2 protein-coding genes and 3 pseudogenes are annotated in these 22418 nt (G+C 70.3%); all 5 read left to right on the top strand.

Annotated elements, in window-relative coordinates; translation table 11 throughout:
- Nucleotides 1–206: 206 nt before the first annotated feature.
- Nucleotides 207–437, top strand: coding sequence for an MbtH family protein (locus H7I87_RS20090; RefSeq protein ID WP_003877688.1), 231 nt, complete (start codon nucleotides 207–209; stop codon nucleotides 435–437).
- 44 nt (nucleotides 438–481) lie between these two features.
- Nucleotides 482–4116, top strand: a pseudogene (locus H7I87_RS29245) (non-ribosomal peptide synthetase); the annotation flags it as partial.
- Between the two features lie 48 nt (nucleotides 4117–4164).
- Nucleotides 4165–11047: pseudogene (locus tag H7I87_RS29045) on the top strand (condensation domain-containing protein); the annotation flags it as partial.
- A gap of 14 nt (nucleotides 11048–11061) precedes the next feature.
- A complete protein-coding gene (locus H7I87_RS29040) occupies nucleotides 11062–18720 on the top strand; it encodes a non-ribosomal peptide synthetase (RefSeq protein WP_033717266.1) in 7659 nt (2552 codons plus the stop codon).
- Nucleotides 18721–19295: 575 nt separating this feature from the next.
- A pseudogene (locus H7I87_RS20080) lies at nucleotides 19296–22418 on the top strand (non-ribosomal peptide synthetase); the annotation flags it as partial.

Genomic DNA, 22418 nt, shown 5'->3' with positions numbered 1-22418 from the left:
GCGAAATTTCGCAGTCAACGCCATTGATGCAGGTCGCTGCAGCGAATAAAGGGGCATCGGGGCCCCACCGCACACCGATCACCCGATGGCGACAACAGCCTTGCAGGTCACAGCAGGAACTTTGGCCAAACCACCGACGGGCACTGTTGCCCTGAACTATGGTTTGGACCTGTTCCACTCATGTCCACTATGCATCCTGGAGAATTGTGAGCATCAATCCATTCGACGACGACAACGGCAGCTTTTTCGTCCTGGTGAACGACGAGGAGCAACACAGCTTGTGGCCGGCCTTCGCCGATGTTCCAGCTGGCTGGAGGGTGGTACACGGGGAAGCGGACCGCGCTGCGTGTTTGGAGTACATCGAGCAGCACTGGCCCGACATTCGGCCGAAGAGCCTGCGGGACAAGCTCGCAACGGGTCGGGGTTTTGATCAGTAACCTGCCGGGGTACGGGGCGGGTGGGTGGAGACTTGGGGGAGTCGATGGCGAGGGATGATCGGGCGTTTCCGCTGACGCGAGGGCAGCTTGATATCTGGTTATCCCAGGAAGCCGGTTTCGCCGGCACCCAGTGGCAGCTCGGTCTGCTGGTCAAGATCGACGGCAAGGTCCATCGCGACGCGCTCGAGCAGGCCATCACCCAGGCCGTCGCCGAAGCCGAACCCGGCCGGGTCTCGTTCTTCGAGGTCGACGGCCAGGTGGTGCAGAAGCCGATCGACTACCCGCACGTCGAGCTGGCTTTTCACGACCTGACCGACCACGCCGACCCGGTGGCCGAGGCGCGGGAGATGTCGTCCGCCATTCAGCGCACGCCGATGCCGTTGAACGGCCAAATGTTCAAATTCGTGCTTTTCCAAACAGGGCACGACGAATTCTATTTGTTTGGTTGCTGCCACCACATAGCTATCGACGGTCTGGGCATGGCTCTTGTTTGCCGACGGGTGGCCACCATTTATTCGGCAATGGTGGCCGGTAAGCCGATTCCGGACGCTTACTTCGGCACGGTGCAGGACCTGATCGACCTGGAGTCGGGCTACGAGGCCTCCCCGGACTATGCCGAGGACAAGGCGTACTGGAGCGAGCACCTGCCGCCGGAGAGCGGGCCGGTCGACCGGCTGCCCGACGCCGAAGGGGAGCGCGACCACTACTCGCCGTCCGCGTCGGTACAGCTGGACCCGTCCGTCGCCAACCGGATCAAGGAGCTGTCCAAAAAGCTTGCCATCCGCCGCTTTTCGGTCACCACCGCCGCGTGCGCGCTGTTGGTGCGCGGCTGGTCGGGTAGCGGATCGGAGGTGGCGCTGGACTTCCCGGTCAGCCGGCGGGTGCGTCCGGAGTCCAAAACGCTGCCCGCGATGCTGGCCGGCGTGGTGCCGCTGGTGCTCAGCACCGCGCCCGAGTCGACGGTCGCCGACTTCTGCAAGCACGTCGACAAGCGCATCCGCGAGCTGCTGGCGCACCAGCGCTTCCCGGTGCACACCCTCGAAGGCGACGGGTTGCGGCAGGCGCCCAACCGGGTCGGGATCAACTTCATCCCGTCCCGGCTGACGCTGGACCTGGCCGGTTCCCCGGCGACGGCGTCGTACACCAACCACGGCCCGGTGGGGCATTTCGGGTTGTTCTTCCTGGGCGCCGGCGACCAGCTGTTCCTCAGCACCGCGGGCCCGGGCCAACCGTTCGCCAGCTTCGGCGTCGCGGACCTGGCCGGTCGGCTGCAGCAGATCCTGGCCGCGATGACCGAGGACCCGGACCGCCCGCTGTCCTCGATCGAACTGCTGACCGGCGACGAGCCCGCGCTGATCGACCGGTGGAGCAACCGTCCGGCGCTGACCGAGCCCGCACCCGCCCCGGTGTCGATCCCCCAGGCCTTCGCCGAACACGTGCAGCGCACCCCCGACGCGGTGGCGGTGACGTTCGGGGCGACCTCGCTGACCTACGCCCAGCTCGACGAGGCGTCCAACCGGCTGGGCCATCTGCTCGCCGACCACGGCGTGGGCCCGGGCGACTGCGTGGCGGTGATGTTCCCCCGCTGCGCCGACGCCATCGTCTCGATGCTGGCGGTGCTCAAGACCGGGGCGGCCTACGTGCCGATCGACCCGGCGCACGCGTCGTCGCGGATGGACTTCGTGCTCGCCGACGCCGCCCCCAGCGCGGTGATCACCACCTCCGACCTGCGCTCGCGGCTGGACGATCACGACCTCCTCGTCGTCGACGTGCACGACCCGGCCGTCGAAGCCCAGCCCGGCACCGCGCTGCCGTGGCCGGCGCCGGAGAACACCGCCTACATCATCTACACCTCGGGAACCACCGGGACCCCCAAAGGTGTTGCCATTCCTCATCTCAACGTCACCTGGCTGATCGAGTCGCTGGACGCCGGCCTGCCGCCCGGAAACGTGTGGACGCAGTGCCACTCGTCGGCGTTCGACTTCTCGGTGTGGGAGATCTTCGGCGCCCTGCTGCGCGGCCGGCGGCTGCTGGTGGTGCCCGAGTCGGTGGCGTCGTCGCCGGAGGACTTCCACGCCCTGCTGGTCGCGGAGCAGGTCAGCGTGCTCACCCAGACGCCGTCGGCGGTGGCGATGCTCTCACCCGAGGGCCTGGAGTCCACCGCGCTGGTGGTGGCCGGCGAGGCCTGCCCGACCGACGTGGTCGACCGGTGGGCGGCGCCCGGGCGGGTGATGCTGGACGCCTACGGCCCGACCGAGACCACGGTGTGCGCGTCGATCAGCACACCGCTGACGGCCGGCGACCCGGTGGTGCCGATCGGCTCGCCGATCGCCGGGGCGGCGATGTTCGTGCTCGACAAGTGGCTGCAGCCGGTGCCCGCCGGCGTGGTGGGCGAGCTGTACCTGGCCGGCCGCGGCGTGGGGCACGGCTACGTGCGCCGGCCCGGCCTGACCGCCTCGCGGTTCGTGCCCAACCCGTTCGGCGCCCCCGGCTCGCGGATGTACCGCACCGGCGACCTGGTGTGCTGGGGCCCCGACGGGCAGCTGCAGTACCTGGGCCGCGCCGACGAGCAGGTCAAGATTCGCGGCTTCCGCATCGAGCTCGGCGAAATCCAGTCGGTGCTGGCCGGTTTGGACGGGGTGGAGCAGGCGGCGGTGGTCGCCCGCGAGGACCGGCCCGGCGACAAGCGCCTCGTCGGCTACATCACCGGCACCGCCGACCCGGCCGAGCTGCGCGCGCAGCTGGCCGACCGGCTGCCGCCCTACATGGTCCCGACCGCGGTGATGGTGCTCGACGCGCTGCCGCTGACCGGCAACGGCAAGCTGGACAAGCGCGCGCTGCCCTCGCCGGAATACGCCGCCGGCGAATACCGGGCGCCCGGCGACGCGATCGAGGAGATCCTGGCCGACATCTACGCCCAGGTGCTGGGCGTGGAGCGGGTCGGGGTGGACGACTCGTTCTTCGACCTGGGCGGCGACAGCATCCTGTCCATGCAGGTGGTGGCCCGCGCCCGCGCGGCGGGGGTGATCTGTCGGCCGCGCGACGTGTTCGTCGAGCAGACGGTGGCCCGGCTGGCGCGGGTGTCCCAAGTGGCTGTCGACGGCGAGTTGGGCGCGGCCGACGAGGGGATCGGGCCGGTGCGGCCCACCCCGATCATGCGCTGGCTGCAGGACATCGACGGCCCGATCGACGAGTTCAACCAGACCATGGTGCTGGCCGCGCCCGCCGGGGTCGGTGTCGACGACGTCGCGGTGGTGCTGCAGGCACTGCTGGACCGCCACCCGATGCTGCGGCTGCGGGTGCAGGACGACGGCGCCGGTGGCTGGTCGCTGGAGGCGCCCGAGGTCGGCTCGGTGCGCGCGGCCGACTGCCTGCGCGCGGTCGACAGTTTGTCCGACGCCGCGCTCGTCGAGGCGCGGTCCCGGCTCAACGTGTCCGACGGCGTCCTGCTGTCCGCGGTATGGGCAAGCGAGACAAGCCAATTGGCGTTGGTTGTTCATCACCTGGCGGTTGATGGGGTGTCGTGGCGGACGTTGATCGAGGACATCAACATCGCCTGGGCGCAGCATCAGGGTGGTCAGGAGATCGCGTTGCCGGTGCCGGGCACGTCGTTTGCGCGGTGGTCGTCGATTCTGGCCGAGTACGCCAAGAGTCCGGCGGTGGTGGCTGCGGCGGCGGCGTGGCAGCAGGTGGTGGCCANGGTCAGGAGATCGCGTTGCCGGTGCCGGGCACGTCGTTTGCGCGGTGGTCGTCGATTCTGGCCGAGTACGCCAAGAGTCCGGCGGTGGTGGCTGCGGCGGCGGCGTGGCAGCAGGTGGTGGCCACGCCGGCGGTGTTGCCGGCGGTGGGGCCCGATGACACGTATGCGTCGGCGGGGCAGTTGTCGGCGTCGCTGGATGTGNAGACCACCCGGTTGTTGTTGGGGGAGGTGCCGGCGGCGTTTCACGCTGGGGTGCANGACATTTTGTTGATTGCGTTCGGGTTGGCCTGCACGGAGTTCGTGGGTGGTGGCGCGCCGATCGGTATCGACGTGGAGGGTCACGGGCGGCACGAGGAGATCGCCTCGGGGGTGGATCTGTCTCGTACGGTGGGCTGGTTCACCACGAAATATCCTGTGGCACTGAGGATGATGGTGGCGCGCCGATCGGTATCGACGTGGAGGGTCACGGGCGGCACGAGGAGATCGCCTCGGGGGTGGATCTGTCTCGTACGGTGGGCTGGTTCACCACGAAATATCCTGTGGCACTGAGGATGGGCCGGCGTCTGGATTGGGCGCGGGTGGTGGCGGGGGAGGCCGCGCTGGGCGCGGTGATCAAGGATGCCAAGGAGCAGTTGCGGGCGCTGCCCGACGGCCTGAGCTACGGGTTGCTGCGCTANTTGAACCCCGAGATCGAGGTGCAGGGGCCGGATCCGGTGATCGGATTCAACTACCTGGGCCGGCTGGGTGCCGGCGCCGACCTGTCCGAGGAGATGTGGCGGGTCAGCGCCGACAGCCTGTCATCGGCCGCGGTGGCAACGGCCGTGCCAATGCCGTTGGCGCACACCGTCGAACTCAACGCCGGCACCATGGACACCGACGCCGGCGCGCTCCGTGCTCACCGACGAGCAGCTAAACCGGTTGAGCCGGTTGTGGTTCGAGGCGCTGACCGGCATCTGCGCGCACGTGCAGGCCGGCGGCGGCGGGCTGACGCCGTCCGACATCGCGCCCGCCCGCCTCGACCAGCAGCAGATCGACGAACTCTGCCAGCAGCACCAGATCGCCGACGTGCTGCCGCTGAGCCCGGTCCAGCAGGGGCTGCTGTTCCACACCGGCTTCGCCCAGGAACTCGAAGACCTCTACGCCGTGCAGCTCGGCATCACCGTGAGCGGCACCCTCGACCCGCACAGGCTGCGCGACGCGGTGCAGAACGCGGTCAACCGCCACCCCAACCTGGTCGCCCGCTTCTTCGACGAATTCGGCGAGCCGGTGCAGATCATTCCCGCCGAACCCGAAATGGCTTGGCGCTACCTCGAACTCGACGGTGGCGACATCGACGGACAGCTCGAGCAGCTGTCCGCGGACGAACGCGCCGCCGTGTGCGATTTGGCCGGCCAGCCCGCCTTCCGGGCCGCGCTGATCCGCATCGCCGACGACCGGCACCGGCTGCTGCTCACCATCCACCACATCGTGATCGACGGCTGGTCGCTGCCCGTGCTTCTCCAAGAGGTGTTCGCCGGCTACTACGGCCAGCGGCTGCCCGCGCCGCCGTCGTACCGCAGCTACCTGATGTGGCTGTCCGCCCAGGACCGGGCCGCCGCCCAGGACGCGTGGCGCGAGGCCCTGGCCGGGTTCGAGACCCCGACCCTGGTGGCCCCGCCGGGCAAGATCGGGCGGCGCGCCGTTGCCACCTATACGGTTTCGGCCGACACCACCAAGGCGCTCGGCGAGCTGGCCCGCTCCAGCCGCACCACCGTCAGCACCGTCCTGCAGGGCGCCTGGGCGCAGCTGCTCACCTGGCTGACCGGCCAGCACGACGTCGCCTTCGGCACCGCCGTCTCCGGCCGGCCCACCGAGCTGCCCGGCGCCGACGCCATGGTCGGCTTGTTGATCAACACCGTGCCGGTGCGCGCCGACATCGCCGCCGCGACCACGGTCGTCGACCTGCTCGAGCAGCTGCAACGCGCGCACGCCGACACGCTCGAGCATGAACACTTGGCGCTCAACGAAATTCACCGCGTCACCGGGCACGACCAACTGTTCGACACCCTGTTCCTCTACGAGAACTACCCGATCGACGCCAGCGCGCTGCTCGACGTGCACGAGCTGGCCGTCACCGAGTTCAGCAGCCGCGAATTCAACCACTACCCGCTGTCGGTGGTGGCCACCCCGGGCCACGAACTGAGCCTGCGGGTCGAGTACGACACCGAGGTGTTCGACGAGGCCGGCATCGAAACCCTGATCGAGCGGCTGCGCCAGGTGCTGGCGGCCATGACCACCGATCCCGGGCAGCGGCTGTCGGCGATCGACCTGCTCGACGCCGCCGAGCATGAGCGGCTCGACGCCTGGGGCAACCGGGCGGTGCTGACCCGCCGGCCCGCCGCGCAGGCCTCGATCCCGGCGCTGTTCGCCGCGCAGGTTGCCCGCGCCGCCGACGCGGTGGCGATCACCTGCGGCGAGCGGTCGTTCACCTACCGCGAGGTCGAGGAGTCGGCAAATCGGTTGGCGCACTTGCTTTCCGGGCAGGGCGCGGGCCCCGGTCAGCGGGTGGCGGTGGTCATTCCGCGCTCGGCCGAGGCAGTGGTGGCGATCTTCGCGGTGCTCAAGACCGGCGCCGCCTACGTGCCGATCGACCCCGGCGTGCCGGCGGCCCGGCTGCAGTTCGTGCTCGCTGACTCCGCACCCGTCGCCGCGGTCACCACGGCGGAGGTGCGCGACCGGCTGGACGGGTTCACCGGCCAGATCATCGATTTCGACGACCCCGCCGTCGCCGAGCAGCCCGCCACCGGCCTGCCCGTCCCGGCCGCCGACAACATCGCCTACATCATCTACACGTCGGGCACCACCGGAACCCCCAAGGGCGTGGCCATCCCACACCGCAACGTGACGTTGCTGCTGGAGACACTCGACGCTCAGCTGGGGTTGGGCCAGGTGTGGACGCAGTGTCACTCCCTGGCGTTTGACTTCTCGGTGTGGGAGGTCTTCGGCTCGCTGCTCTACGGCGGCCGCCTGGTCGTGGTGCCGGACGCGGTGGTGCGCTCGGCCGAAGACTTGCACGCGTTGTTGGTTCGTGAGCAGGTCAGTGTGTTGAGTCAGACGCCGTCGGCGTTTTATGCGTTGCAGAGTGCTGATGCGTTGGCCCCGGAGTTGGGTCAGCAGTTGAAGTTGCAGACGGTGGTGTTCGGCGGTGAGGCGCTGGAACCGCATCGGTTGGCGACGTGGCTGCATCATCATCCGGGGTTGCCGCGGATGATCAATATGTATGGCATCACCGAGACGACGGTGCATGCGTCGTTCCGGGAGATCGTCGATGCCGATGTGGATAGCAGCGTCAGCCCGATCGGCGTGCCGCTGGCCAATCTGGCCTTCTTTGTGTTGGACGGGTGGTTGCGCCACGGTGCATGCGTCGTTCCGGGAGATCGTCGATGCCGATGTGGATAGCAGCGTCAGCCCGATCGGCGTGCCGCTGGCCAATCTGGCCTTCTTTGTGTTGGACGGGTGGTTGCGCCCGGTCCCGGTCGGTGTGGTCGGCGAGCTCTACGTGGCCGGTGGCGGCCTGGCCACCGGCTACGTCGGGCGGCCCGGCCTGTCCGCCACCCGGTTCGTCGCGTGCCCGTTCGGCGGGCCCGGCGCGCGGATGTACCGCACCGGCGACCTGGTGCGCTGGGGCCCCGACGGGCAGCTGCAGTACATGGGCCGCGCCGACGCGCAGGTCAAGATCCGCGGTTACCGCATCGAGCTCGGGGAGATCCAGGCCGCCCTGGCCGGTTTGGACGGCGTCGAGCACGCCGCCGTGATCGCCCGCGAGGACCGGCCCGGCGACAAGCGCCTGGTCGGCTACATCACCGGCACCGCCGACCCGGCCGAGGTCCGCGCGCAGCTGGGCGAGCGGCTGCCCGGCTACATGGTGCCCTCGGCGGTGGTGGTGCTCGACGCGCTGCCGCTGACCGTCAACGGCAAGCTGGACACCCGGGCCCTGCCCGCGCCCGAATACTCCGACGTCGACCGGTACCGGGCCCCGGTGACCGCGATCGAGGAGATCCTGACCGGCATCTATGCCCAGGTGCTGGGCGTGGAGCGGGTCGGGGTGGACGACTCGTTCTTCGACCTGGGCGGCGACAGCATCCTGTCCATGCAGGTGGTGGCCCGCGCCCGGGCCGCCGGCGTGATCTGCCGGCCCCGCGACGTCTTCACCGAGCAGACAGTGGCCCGGCTGGCCCGGGTCGCCACCGTCGCCACCGGCGACGACGACGTCGTCGACGAGGGCACCGGCCGGGTGGTGGCCACCCCGATCATGCGCTGGCTGCAGAACATGGACGGCCCGGTCGAGCAGTTCAACCAGACGATGGTGCTGGCCGCCCCCGCCGGCGTCACCCCCGACGACGTGGCCGCGGTGCTGCAGGCGCTGCTGGACCGGCACGCGATGCTGCGGCTGCGGGTCGAGGACGACGGCGCCGGCGGCTGGTCGCTGGAGGTGCCCGAGGTCGGCTCGGTGCAGGCCGCCGACTGCCTGGAGACCGTGGACGCGTTGTCGGCGGCGGCGCTGGTTGACGCCCGGTCGCGGCTGAACCTCGCCGACGGCATCCTGGTGCGCGCCGTATGGGCAAGCGAGACAAGCCAATTGGCGTTGATCATCCACCACCTGGCGGTCGACGGGGTGTCCTGGCGGACCCTGATCGAGGACCTCAACATCGCCTGGGCGCAACACCACAGCGGCCAGCCGGTGGCCCTGCCGACCGGCGGCACGTCGTTCGCCCGCTGGTCGGCGCTGCTCGAGGACCACGCCCGCCGGCCCGAGGTGGTCGAGCGCGCCGAGGACTGGCGGCAGGTGGCCGCCGTCCCGGCGGTGCTGCCCGCGGCGCAACCAGGGGACACCTACGCGACGGCCGGGCAGTTGTCGGCGTCGCTGGACGTGGAGACCACCCGGCTGCTGCTGGGCGAGGTGCCCGCGGCGTTTCACGCCGGGGTACAAGACATTCTGCTGATCGCGTTCGGGCTGGCCTGGACACAGTTCATCGGCACCGGCGCGCCGATCGGCATCGACGTGGAGGGCCACGGCCGCAGCGAGGAGCTGGGCCCGCAGGTCGACCTGTCCCGTACGGTGGGCTGGTTCACGGCCAAGTACCCGGTGGCGCTGCGCCTCGGCGGGCTGTCCTGGGGTCAGGTGGTCGGCGGCGACGAGGCGTTGGGCGCGGTGGTCAAGGAGGCCAAGGAGCAACTGCGGGCCCTGCCCGACGGCCTGACCTACGGGTTGCTGCGCTACCTGAATCCCCAAGCGGGGCTGGATGTTTCGGATCCGGCGATCGCGTTCAACTACCTGGGCCGGCTCGGCGGCGGGGCCGCCGAGCTCTCACCCGAGCTGTGGCGGCTGAGCCCGGACAGCTTCGCGCTGGCCGGCGCGGCCGGGGCGGTGGAGCTGCCGCTGCCGCACACCGTGGAGCTCAACGCCGGCACCATGGACACCGAGGACGGCCCGCACCTGCAGGCCAACTGGACGTGGGCCCGCTCCGCGCTGGACGACAAGCAGATCGGCCGGCTTTCCGAGCTGTGGTTCGACGCCCTGGCCGGCATCTGCACGCACGTGCGGGCCGGCGGCGGCGGGCTGACGCCCTCGGACGTCGCCGCCGCCCGGCTGACCCAGCGGGACCTCGACGAGCTGGCTCAGCGGTACCGGGTCGCCGACGTGTTGCCGCTGACCCCGCTGCAACAGGGGCTGCTGTTCCACGCCGGCACCGCGCAGGGCAGCCAGGAATCCGAAGACCTCTACGCCGTCCAGCTGGACATCTCCGTGACCGGCGCCGTCGACCCCGACCGGCTGCGCGAGGCGGTGCGGACCGTCATCACCCGGCACCCCAACGTGGTGGCCCACTTCAGCGAGGACTTCGGCGAGCCGGTTCAGATTCTGTCCGCCGAGCCCGAGCTGGCCTGGCAGTACGTCGAGCTGGACGCCGGCGCCGACCTCGACGAGCAGGTGGAGCGGCTGTCGTCGGCCGAACGCGTCGCCGTCGGCGACCTGGCCCAGCCGCCGTTCCGGGGCGCGCTGATCCGCACCGCGGAGGACGCCTACCGGTTCGTGCTCACCAACCACCACATCGTGCTGGACGGCTGGTCCAAGCCGCTGCTGCTGCAAGAGATCTTCGCCGCCTATTTCGGGGTGCGGCTGCCCGCGCCGGTGCCTTACCGCAACTTCATCACCTGGCTGTCGGCGCAGGACCGGGCCGCGGCGCAGGCGGCCTGGCGCGAGGTGCTGGCCGGTTTCGACACCCCCACCCTGGTGGGCCCGTCGGGCCGGATGGCCCTCGGGCCGCGCGGCGTGGCCGAGTTCCACGTTCCCGCCGACACCAGCAGGCTGCTCGGCGAGCTGGCCCGCTCCTGCCGCACCACCGTGAGCACGGTGCTGCAGGCGGCCTGGGCGCAGCTGCTGATGTGGCTGACCGGGCAGCACGACGTGGTGTTCGGCACCGCGGTGTCGGGCCGTCCGACCGAATTGGCCGGATCCGAGTCGATGGTGGGCCTGCTGATCAACACCGTGCCGGTGCGCGCCACGATCGGCGCCGAAACCACCATCGCCGACCTGCTTGACCAGCTACAACGGGCTTACACCCACACGCTGGAGCATCAGCACCTGGCGCTGAACGATATCCATCGTGTAACGGGGCACGACCAGATTTTCGACACAATGTTCGTGTACGAGAACTATCCCATCGATACTGCCGCGCTATCGGCTGTGGACGAGTTAACTATTACTGGATTTACGAACCGGGAATACAACCACTATCCACTTTCGGTGCAAGCCGTGCCGGGCCATGAGATCGGTCTTCGCGTCGAGTTCGATACCGACGTGTTCGGCGAGGCAAGGATCGAAAAGCTGATCGAACGATTCCGGCGCGTGCTGGAAGCCATGACCGTGGACTTGGAGGAACAGTCATGACCGTCGGTGCGGGACGGCGATTGTTGTCGATCGATCTGCTGGATGGCGGCGAGCACGACCGGCTGGACGAGTGGGGTAACCGGGCGATCCTGACCAAGCCGGTCAAGGCTCCGGCGTCGATCCCGGGGATGTTCGCGGCCCAGGTGGCGCGCTCCGCGGAGGCCGTGGCGCTGTCCTTCGAGGGTCGCTCGATGACGTACCGCGAGCTCGACGAGGCGTCGAACCGGCTGGCGCACCTGCTGGCCGAGCAGGGCGCGGCCCCCGGCGAGTGCGTGGCTTTGCTGTTCTCCCGGTCCGACGAGGCGATCGTGTCGATCCTGGCGGTGCTCAAGACCGGCGCGGCCTACCTGCCGATCGACCCGGCGCTGCCCGCGGCGCGGATGGAATTCATGCTCGGCGACGCCACCCCGATCGCCGCCGTCACCACCGCCGGCCTGCGCGACCGGCTGGAGGGCTTCGACCTGCCGGTGATCGACGTCGACGAGGCCGCCGCGGAGATCGAGCGCACCCAGCCCAGCAGCGCGCTGCCCGGGCCGTCGCCCGACGACATCGCCTACATGATCTACACCTCGGGCACCACCGGCACCCCCAAGGGCGTGGCGGTCACCCACCGCAACGTGACCGAGTTCCTGAAGACCCTGCACCCCAAGCTGCCGTCGGGCCCGGGACAGGTGTGGTCGCAGTGGCACTCGCTGGTCTTCGACGTCTCGGTGTGGGAGACCTGGGGTGCGCTGCTGCACGGCGGGCGCCTGGTGGTGGTGCCCGAATCGGTGGCCGGTTCGCCCGATGACCTGCACGACCTGCTGGTGGCCGAGGGCGTCACCGTGCTCAGCCAGACCCCGTCGGCGGTGGGCATGCTCTCGCCGGAGGGCCTGGACTCGACGGCGCTGGTCGTCGCCGGTGAGGCCTGCCCGGCCGAGGTGGTCGACCGGTGGGCGCCGGGCCGGGTGATGATCAACGCCTACGGCCCGACCGAGGCCACCGTGTACGCCGCGATGAGCGCCCCGCTGACCGCGGAGTCCGGCGCCCCGCCGATCGGCTCGCCGGTTCCCGGCGCGGCGCTGTTCGTGCTCGACAAGTGGTTGCGGCCCGCGCCCGAGGGCGTGGTCGGCGAGCTGTACATCGCCGGCCGCGGCGTCGCCACCGGATACGCACGCCGGGCGGGCCTGACCGCCTCGCGGTTCGTGGCCTGCCCGTTCGGCGGGCCGGGCGCGCGGATGTACCGCACCGGTGACCTGGTCCGGTGGGGCGCCGACGGGCAACTGCAATACCTCGGCCGCGCCGACGAACAGGTCAAGATCCGCGGCTACCGCATCGAACTCGGCGAGATCCAGTCCGCCCTGGCCGCGCTCGACGGCGTGGACCAGGCCGCTGTCATCGCCCGCGAGGACCGCCCCGGCGACAAGCGCCTGGTCGGCTACATCACCGGCACCGCCGACCCGGCCGAGCTGCGCACCCAGCTGGGCAAGCGGCTGCCCGCCTACATGGTCCCGGCCGCGGTGGTGGTGCTCGAGTCGCTGCCGTTGACCGTCAACGGCAAGCTGGACAAGCGCGCCCTGCCCGCGCCGGAATACCACAAGCGCGCCGGCCAGTACCGCGCCCCGTCCAACCACACCGAGGAGATCCTGGCCGACATCTACGCCCAGGTCCTCGGCGTGGAGCGGGTCGGTGTCGACGACTCCTTCTTCGACCTGGGCGGCGACAGCATCCTGTCCATGCAGGTGGTCGCCCGCGCCCGGGCGGCGGGGGTGATCTGCCGGCCGCGCGACGTGTTCGTCGAGCAGACGGTGGCCCGGCTGGCCCGGGTGGCCAGCGACGGCGCCGACGAGGAGCAGGTGGTCGACGAGGGCATCGGGCCGGTGCAGGCCACCCCGATCATGCGCTGGCTGCAAACCGTGCAGGGCCCGATCGACGACTTCAACCAGACCATGGTGCTGGCCGCGCCGTCGGGCGTCACCGCCGACGACGTCGCGGTGGTGCTGCAGGCGCTGCTGGACCGCCACCCGATGCTGCGGCTGCGGGTCGAGGACGACGGCGCCGGCGGCTGGAACCTGCAGGCGCCCGAGCCGGGCTCGGTGCGCGCCGCCGACTGCCTGCAGTCGGTCGACACCCTGTCCGACGCGGTGCTCGTCGCGGCACGGTCCCGGCTGAACCCGGGCGCCGGCGTCATGGTGAGCGCGGTATGGGCAAGTGAGACAAGCCAATTGGCGTTGATCATCCACCACGTGGCCGTCGACGGGGTGTCCTGGCGGACCCTGATCGAGGACCTCAACATCGCCTGGGCGCAACACCACAGCGGCCAGCCGGTGGCACTGCCGGCCGGCGGCACCTCGTTCGCCCGGTGGTCGTCGCTGCTGGCCGAACACGCGCTGACCCCGGCGGTGGTCGAGCAGGCCGACGCCTGGCGCGAGGTGGTGGCCACCCCGGCCGTGCTGCCGGCGGTACAGCCCGAGGTGGACACCTACCAGAGCGCCGAGCAGCTGTCGGTCTCGCTGGACGTCGACACCACCCGGCTGCTGCTGGGCGAGGTGCCCGCCGCGTTCCACGCCGGCGTGCAGGACATCCTGCTGATCGCCTTCGCGATGGCCTGGACGCAGGTCGTCGGCGCCGGCACCCCGATCGGCATCGACGTCGAGGGCCACGGGCGCCACGAGGAGCTGGGCCCGCACGTGGACCTGTCGCGCACCGTGGGTTGGTTCACCACCAAATACCCGGTGGCGCTGGCGATCGACGGCCTGGACTGGGCCAGCGTGGTGGCCGGCGACGACGCGCTGGGCGCGGCGGTCAAGGCCGCCAAGGAGCAGCTGCGCGCCCTGCCCGACGGCCTGACCTACGGGCTGCTGCGCTACCTCAACCCGGACGTCGACCTCGGCGGGTCCGACCCGGTCATCGGGTTCAACTACCTGGGCCGGCTGGGCGCGGCCGCGGACCTGCCCGGCGAGCTGTGGCGGCTGAGCCCGGACAGCCTGTCGCTGAGCGGCGCGGCCGCCGCGGTGGCGATGCCGCTGATGCACACCGTGGACCTCAACGCCGGCACCATGGACACCGAGGACGGCCCGCACCTGCACGCCAACTGGACGTGGGCGCCCTCGGCGGTGGACCGCGACCAGATCAGCCGGTTGAGCCAGCTGTGGTTCGAGGCGCTGGCCGGGATCTGCGCGCACGTGCGGGCCGGCGGCGGCGGGCTGACCCCGTCCGACATCCTGCCCGCGCGGCTGAACCAGCGCCAGATCGACGAGCTGAGCAAGCAGCACCAGATCGCCGACATCCTGCCGCTGACCCCGCTGCAGCAGGGTCTGCTCTTCCACGCCAGCTTCGCCCAGGACCCGGGCGACGACGTCTACGCGGTGCAGCTGGGCATCACGGTGACCGGCGCCCTGGATTCGCACCGCCTGCACGACGCCGTGCACACCGTCGTCAACCGCCACCCCAACCTGGCCGCCCGGTTCTGCCCGCAGTACGGCGAACCCGTGCAGGTCGTCCCGGCCGACCCGGTGATGGCCTGGCGGTACATCCAGCTGGGCCCCGAAGACGTCGACCCGGAACAAAAGGTGGAGGAGCTGTGCGCCGCCGAACGCGCCGCCGTCAGCGACCTGGCCAACCGGCCGGCGTTCCGGGCCGCGCTGATCCGCACCGCGGACAACCGGCACCGGTTCGTGCTGACCAACCACCACATCGTGATGGACGGCTGGTCGCTGCCCATCCTGCTGCGCGAGATCCTGGCCATCTACTACGGCGACCAGCTGCCCGCGCCCGCCACCTACCGCAGCTACCTGACCTGGCTGGCCGGCCAGGACCGCAGCGCGGCGCAGGCGGCCTGGCGTCAGGTGCTGGACGGATTCGACACGCCCACCCTGGTGGGCCCGGCCGGCCGGATGCGGCTCGGCCGGCGCGCCGTGGAGTCCTACCGGCTGTCCGCCGAGACCACCCGCGCGCTGGGCGAGCTGGCCCGCGCCTGCCACACCACCGTCAACACGGTGCTGCAGGCCGGCTGGGCGCAGCTGCTGATGCGACTGACCGGTCAGCATGACGTGGCGTTCGGCACCGCGGTGTCGGGCCGGCCGGCCGACCTGGCCGGCGCCGAGTCCATGGTGGGCCTGCTGATCAACACCGTGCCGGTGCGGGCCAACACCCACGCCGAAACCACCGTCGCCGACCTGCTGGACCAGCTGCAGCAGCACCACAACGACACCCTGGAACACGAGCACCTGGCGCTCAGCGAGATCCACCGGGTGACCGGGCACGACGCGCTGTTCGACACCCTGTTTCTGTACGAGAACTATCCGATCGACACCAGCGTGCCGCTGGGATTCCACGAGTTGGCCATCACCGATGTCACCAACCGCGAGTACAACCACTACCCGCTGTCGGTGATGGCGCTGCCGGGTCGCGAGCTCGGCCTGCGCGTCGAATTCGACACCGACGTGTTCGACGCGGCCGGCATCGAGAAGCTGACCGAGCGGTTCCAGCGGGTGCTGTCGGAGATGACGGCCGACCCGACTCGACGGCTGACATCGCTGGAGGTGATGGACGAGGCCGAGCACGAGCTGCTCGACGCGTGGGGCAACCGGCCGGTGCTGAGCCAGCCGGCCACCGGCACCTCGATCCCGGCGCTGTTCGCCGCGCAGGTGGCCCGCACCCCGGACGCGGCGGCGCTGACCTTCCAGGGTCGCTCGATGAGCTATCGGGAACTCGACGAGGCGTCAAACCGGTTGGCGCACTTGCTGATCGAGGAGGGCGCCGGCCCGGGCGAGTGCGTGGCGCTGCTGTTCTCCCGCTCGGCCGAGGCGATCGTGTCCATCCTGGCGGTGCTCAAGACCGGGGCGGCGTACCTGCCGATCGACCCGGCGCTGCCCGCCGCGCGCATCGAGTTCCTGCTCGGCGACGCCGAGCCGGTCGCCGTGGTCACCACGGCCGCGCTGCGGTCGCGGCTGGACGGCTGCAAGCCGTCGGTCGTCGACGTCGACGACCCCGCGCTGGACGGCCAGCCCAGCGCCGCGCTGCCCGTCCCGTCGTCGGACAACATTGCCTACCTGATCTACACCTCGGGCACCACCGGCGTGCCCAAGGGGGTGGCGGTCAGCCACGACAACGTCGCCCAGCTGGTGGAGTCGCTGCACGCCGACCTGCCCGAGGGCGGGGTGTGGGCGCAGTGGCACTCGCTGGTGTTCGACGTGTCGGTGCACGAGATCTGGGGTGCGCTGCTGCACGGCGGGCGCCTGGTGGTGGTGCCCGAGTCGGTCGCCGCCTCCCCGGACGAGTTGCACGACCTGTTGGTCGCCGAGGGCGTCACCGTGCTCAGCCAGACCCCGTCGGCGGTGGGCATGCTCTCGCCGGAGGGCCTGGACTCGACGGCGCTGGTCGTCGCCGGTGAGGCCTGCCCGGTCGAGATCGTGGACCGGTGGGCGCCGGGCCGGGTGATGATCAACGCCTACGGCCCGACCGAGGCGACGGTGTACGCCGCGATGAGCACGCCGCTGCAGCCCGGCACCGGGTCGGCGCCGATCGGGTCGCCGGTGCCGCGCGCCGCGCTGTTCGTGCTGGACCGGTGGCTGCGCCCGGCACCCCCGGGTGTGGTCGGCGAGCTGTACATCGCCGGTCACGGCGTGGCCACCGGGTACGCGCGCCGATCGGGCTTGACGGCGTCGCGGTTCGTGGCCTGCCCCTTCGGCGGCCCCGGCGCGCGGATGTACCGCACCGGCGACCTGGTCCGGTGGAACCAGGACGGTCAGCTCGAATACCTGGGCCGCGCCGACGAACAGGTCAAGCTGCGCGGCTACCGCATCGAGCTCGGCGAGGTGCAGGCGGCGCTGGCCGGCCTGGACGGCGTGGAGCAGGCGGCGGTGATCGCCCGCGAGGACCGGCCCGGCGACAAGCGCCTCGTCGGCTACATCACCGGCACCGCCGACCCGGTCGGCATCCGCATCCAGTTGGCCGAGCGGCTGCCCGCCTACATGGTGCCGGCGGCGGTGGTGGTGCTGGACGCGCTGCCGCTGACCGTCAACGGCAAGCTGGACAAGCGCGCCCTGCCCGCCCCCGAGTACCGGAAGCGGGGCGGCGAATACATCGCCCCGACGAATCCGACCGAGGAGACCGTGGCCGGCATCTTCGCCCGGGTGCTCGGGATGGAGCGGGTCTCGATCGACGACTCCTTCTTCGAGCTGGGCGGCGACTCGCTGTCCGCGATGCGGGTGATCGCCGAGATCAACACCGCCGTCGACGGCGCGCTGTCGGTGCGCACCCTGTTCGACTCGCAGTCGGTGCGGGCGCTGAGCCAGCGGATCACCAGCGGCGCCGACGCCGAGAACGCCGCGGGCCCCGGCTTCGCGGCGGTGCACGGCGCCGACGCCAAGGAGGTGTACGCCCGGGACCTGACCCTGGACAAGTTCCTCGACGCGACGACGCTGTCGACCGCGCCGACGCTGCCCGGTCCCAGCCCCGAGGTGCGTACCGTCCTGCTGACCGGGGCGACCGGCTTTTTGGGCCGCTACCTGGTGCTGGAATGGCTCGAGCAGCTGGAGCAGGTCGACGGCAAGCTGATCTGCCTGGTGCGGGCCCGCTCCGACGAGGAGGCCTGGGGCCGGCTGGAGAAGACCTTCAACACCGGCGACCCGGAGCTGTTGCGGCACTTCCAGGAACTGGCCGAGGAACACCTGCAGGTGGTGGCCGGCGACAAGGGCCAGGCCAACCTCGGTCTGGACGAGCAGACCTGGCAGCAGCTGGCCGACACCGTCGACCTGATCGTCGACTCCGCGGCCGTGGTCAACGGCGTGCTGCCCTACAGCGAGCTGTTCACCCCCAACGTGGGCGGCACGGCCGAGCTGATCCGGCTGGCGCTGACCACGAGGAAGAAGCCGTTCGCGTACGTGTCGACGTCGGACGTGGGACGCCAGATCGAGCCGTCGGCGTTCACCGAGGACGCCGACATCCGGGTCATCAGCGCCACCCGCGTCATCGACGGCAGCTACGCCAACGGGTACGGCAACAGCAAGTGGGCCGGCGAGGTGTTGCTGCGCGAGGCCCACGACCTGTGCGGGCTGCCGGTCTCGGTGTTCCGCTCCGACATGATCCTGGCCGACACCAGCTACGCCGGCCAGCTCAACGTGACGGACATCTTCACCCGGATGATCCTGAGCATCGTGGCCACCGGCACCGCGCCCAAGTCGTTCTACCGGCTCGACGCCGACGGCAACCGGCAGCGCTCGCACTTCGACGCCCTGCCCGTCGAGTTCGTCGCCGAGGCGATCGCCAAGCTCGGCGCCCAGGTGATGGACGGGTTCGAGACCTACCACGTGATGAACCCGCACGACGACGGGATCGGGCTCGACGAGTACGTCGACTGGCTGATCGAGGCGGGCTACCCGATCGAGCGGGTCGACGACTTCGGCGAGTGGCTGCAACGCTTCGAAACCGGTCTGCGCGGGCTGCCGGAACGGCAGCGGCAGAACTCGGTGCTGCAGATGTTGCTGTTGCTGCTGCGCGACCCGAAGAACCTGCAGCTCGCCGAGCCGGCCCGCGGCGCCTTCGCGCCGACCGACCGGTTCCGGGCCGCGGTGCAGGAAGCCAAAGTCGGCTCCGACAATGACATCCCGCACATCAGCGCGCCGGTGATCGTCAAGTACGTCACCGACCTGCAACTGCTCGGTTTGCTCTAACCCTCCGAGAACTCCGGCGACGGCCTGGTCCCCGCGGACTGCGCCGTCGCCGGAGCATGCGCGTGTCCCGTCGCCTTGCACGGAGACCCCCCTGCCTATCACGGGGCAATAACGCCCGATGCCCGGTCCGCGGCCGCATACCCCCATCACCAATCCATACTGTATGGCATTGGAACGCGTTTCGGCAGTACCTGAAGTACGTATACGACCTAAATACTGGTGGCGAATCTACTGAGTTGGCCAATTCACAGGACATTAAGTTTGAATAACTCTGGACCAGCGGGGTTGTCGTCTACTAGCCTTCCCAACTGTTGCACTCGTGTTGACTACGAGGCCTTGGGAGTCGGTGAGCGCCAAGCATTCGGTGGCGACAGCCGCCGGCTTCGCCGCCTCGGTCCACCACGAGGGCAGCCACGGTTGCGGTCCGTCTTTGCCGGCGCTCCAGCCGGTCGCCGGGTGGAGCACGGCAGAGCGGATCGCGCCGCGCGCCGGGGCCGCACCGGGTAGAGAACACTTGCTCGAGCGGCTTCATCAACCGGGGGGTTGAAAGGCAGACCCTGTGGTTGGGGAGATGGATGGAGCTTGATGCTCAAGCACTTCCGCTTACGCGCGGACAGCTAGACATCTGGCTTGCGCAGGCAACGGGTCACTCCAGCACCGAGTGGCAGCTCGGCCTGTTCGTGCGCATCGACGGCCGCGTCGAGCGCGACGCGTTGCACTGGGCGATCCGGCAGGCGGTGCAGGAGGCTGAACCCGCCCGTGTCGCGTTCTTCGAGGTGGACGGCGCGGTCTACCAGCGGGCGATCGAGCATCCGGACGTCGAGCTGACCTTCGACGACCTGAGCGGCCTGGACGACCCGGTGGCCGAGGCCCGCCGCCGGGCGCTGGCGATCCAGCGCACGCCGATGCCGCTGTCCGGGCCGTTGTTCCGGTTCGCCCTCTTTGCGACCCGGCGGGACCAGTTCTACTTGTTCGCCTGCTGCCACCACATCGTCATCGACGGCACCGGCGTCGGGCTGGTCGGTCACCGCATCGCCTCCATCTACTCCGCGATCGTCGCCGCCGGACCCATCCCGACGGCCGTCTTCGGCTCGCTGCGGGAGCTGGTCGAGTGCGAGTCGCACTACGAATCCTCGGCCGACTACCGCGACGACGAGGCCTACTGGCTGGCGAACCTTCCGCCCGAAACCACCCGGCTGCCGGCCGCCCCGGCGCAGCGTGACCCGTGGCCGTCGGCGCCGGTGCCGCTGGACGCCGACGTCGTGCGCCGGGTGCGCCGGCTGTCGGAGGTCTGGGGCGTCTCGCAGACCTCGGTCATCACCGCGGCCTGCGCCCTGCTGGTGCGGGCCTGGGACGGCGACGGCTCCGGCGTCGTGCTCGACTTCCCGGTCAGCCGGCGGGTGCGCCCGGAGCTCAAGACGCTGCCCGGGATGGTCGCCGGGGTGGTGCCGCTGGTGTTGAGCCTGGCGCCGCAGTGCACGGTCGCCGCCTTCTGCCGGCACGTCGAGACCCGCATCGACGAGGCGATCCAGCACCAGCGATTCCCGGTGCACGCGCTGGAGCGCAAGGTCCGCGGCTTGGCCCGGCCGCCCGAACGGGTGAGCGTCAACTTCATCCCGTCGGCATTCACCCTGCCGTTCGGCGGCGTCACCGCGTCGGCGTCGTACACCAACTCCGGCCAGGCCGACGGGTTCGGGTTGATCTTCTCCAGCGACGGCGACGAGCTGTTCTTCAGCACGGCGGGTAGCTGGGCACCGTGGTCGGGGCTGGGCGCTGCCGAGTTGGCCGACCGGCTGCAAGGGGTGCTGACGGCGATGACCGCCGATCCCACCCGGCCGTTGCGGTCGCTGCAGCTGCTCGACCAGAGCGGGCGCGACCGACTCGATCTGTTCGGCCGCCGCGCCGCGCTGTCCGAGCCGCTGGCACCGGTGTCGGTGGTGGACCTGTTCGCGGCGCAGGTGGCCCGCACACCGGACGCGGTGGCGCTGACGTGCCGGGGCCGGTCGATGACGTACCGCGAGCTCGACCTGGCGGCCAACCGGCTGGCGCACGCGTTGATCGATCGTGGCGCCGGCCCGGGCGAGCTTGTGGCCCTGGTGTTTTCGCGCTCGGCTGAGGCGATCGTGGCGATTTTGGCGGTGCTGAAATCCGGTGCGGCGTACCTGCCGATCGACCCGGCACTGCCGGCGGCCCGCATCGAGTTCATGCTGGCCGACGCCGCCCCGATCGCCGCGGTCGGCACCGCGGCGCTGGCCGGCACGTTGGACGGGTTCGAGCTGCCGGTCATCGACGTCGACGATCCGGCGCTGGCCGGCCAACCCGGCACGGCACCGCCGACGCCGGCCCCGGACGACCTGGCCCACCTCATCTACACCTCGGGCACCACCGGCGTGCCGAAAGGTGTTGCGGTGACTCACCATAACGTTGCGCAGTTGTTCGACGACCTGCGCATCGGCATCGAGTTGTCGGCGCAGCAGGTGTGGACCCAATTCCATTCCTACGCTTTCGATTTCTCGGTGTGGGAGATCTGGGGTGCGCTGCTGCACGGCGGCCGCCTGGTGGTGGTGCCCGACGCGGTGACCCAAGCTCCCGACGAGTTGCACGCGCTGCTGGTCGACGAGGGCGTCACCGTGCTGACGCAGACCCCGTCGGCGGTCTCGACCCTGTCGCCGCACGGGCTGGACTCGGTGGCGCTGGTGGTCGGCGCCGAGCCGTGCCCGGCCGAGCTGGTGGATCGGTGGGCGCCGGACCGGGTGATGGTCAACGTCTACGGCCCCACCGAAACCACCATGTGGGCCTCCCACAGCGCGCCGCTGACCGCGGGATCCGGCGTGCCGCCCATCGGCTGGCCTGTGCGCGGGGCGGCCTTCTTTGTGTTGGACGGCTGGTTGTGTCCGGTGCCGGTGGGTGTGGTCGGGGAGTTGTACGTGGCGGGTGTGGGTGTGGGAGTGGGGTATTGGGGGCGTGGGGGGTTGACGGCATCGCGCTTTGTGGCGTGTCCGTTTGGTGGGGTGGGGGTGCGGATGTATCGGACGGGGGATTTGGTGCGGTGGGGTGTGGGTGGGGGGTTGGAGTTTGTGGGGCGGGTTGATGAGCAGGTGAAGGTGCGGTGAGGTTCGTGCGGCGTTGTTGGGGGTTGAGGGTGTGGAGCAGGCGGTGGTGCTTGCTCGTGAGGATGGGGTCGGTGAGCGGCGGCTTGTCGGCTATGTGACCGGAGCCGCTGACCCGGTCGAGATTCGGGCCCGGTTGGGTCAGCGGCTCCCTTCTTTTATGGTGCCGTCGGCGGTGGTGGTGCTTGATGTGTTGCCGTTGACGGTGGGCGGGAAGGTGGATGTGGGGGCGTTGCCGGCGCCGGTGTTGGGGGGTGGGGGTTTTCGGGCGCCGGTGGGGGTGGTTGAGGAGGTTTTGGCGGGGGTTTTTGGTCAGGTGTTGGGGGTGGGGCGGGTTGGGGTTGAGGATTCGTTTTTTGATTTGGGGGGTGATTCGCTGTCGGCGATGCGGTTGATCGCGGCGGTCAATGGTGTGTTGGGTGCTGGGGTTTCGGTGCGTACGTTGTTTGAGGCGCCTACGGTTGCGCAGTTGGCGCCTCGGGTGCGCGGTGGTGGCCGCACGCTTGCTCGGGTGGTGGCGGGTGAGCGGCCGGCGGTGGTTCCGTTGTCGTTTGCCCAGTCCCGGTTGTGGTTCCTCGACCAACTGCA

Origin of the sequence: Mycobacterium timonense (assembly GCF_025821985.1) — a bacterium.
GTDB classification, from domain to species: Bacteria; Actinomycetota; Actinomycetes; order Mycobacteriales; family Mycobacteriaceae; genus Mycobacterium; species Mycobacterium avium.
This window is presented reverse-complemented; position numbering and strand designations above follow the sequence as displayed.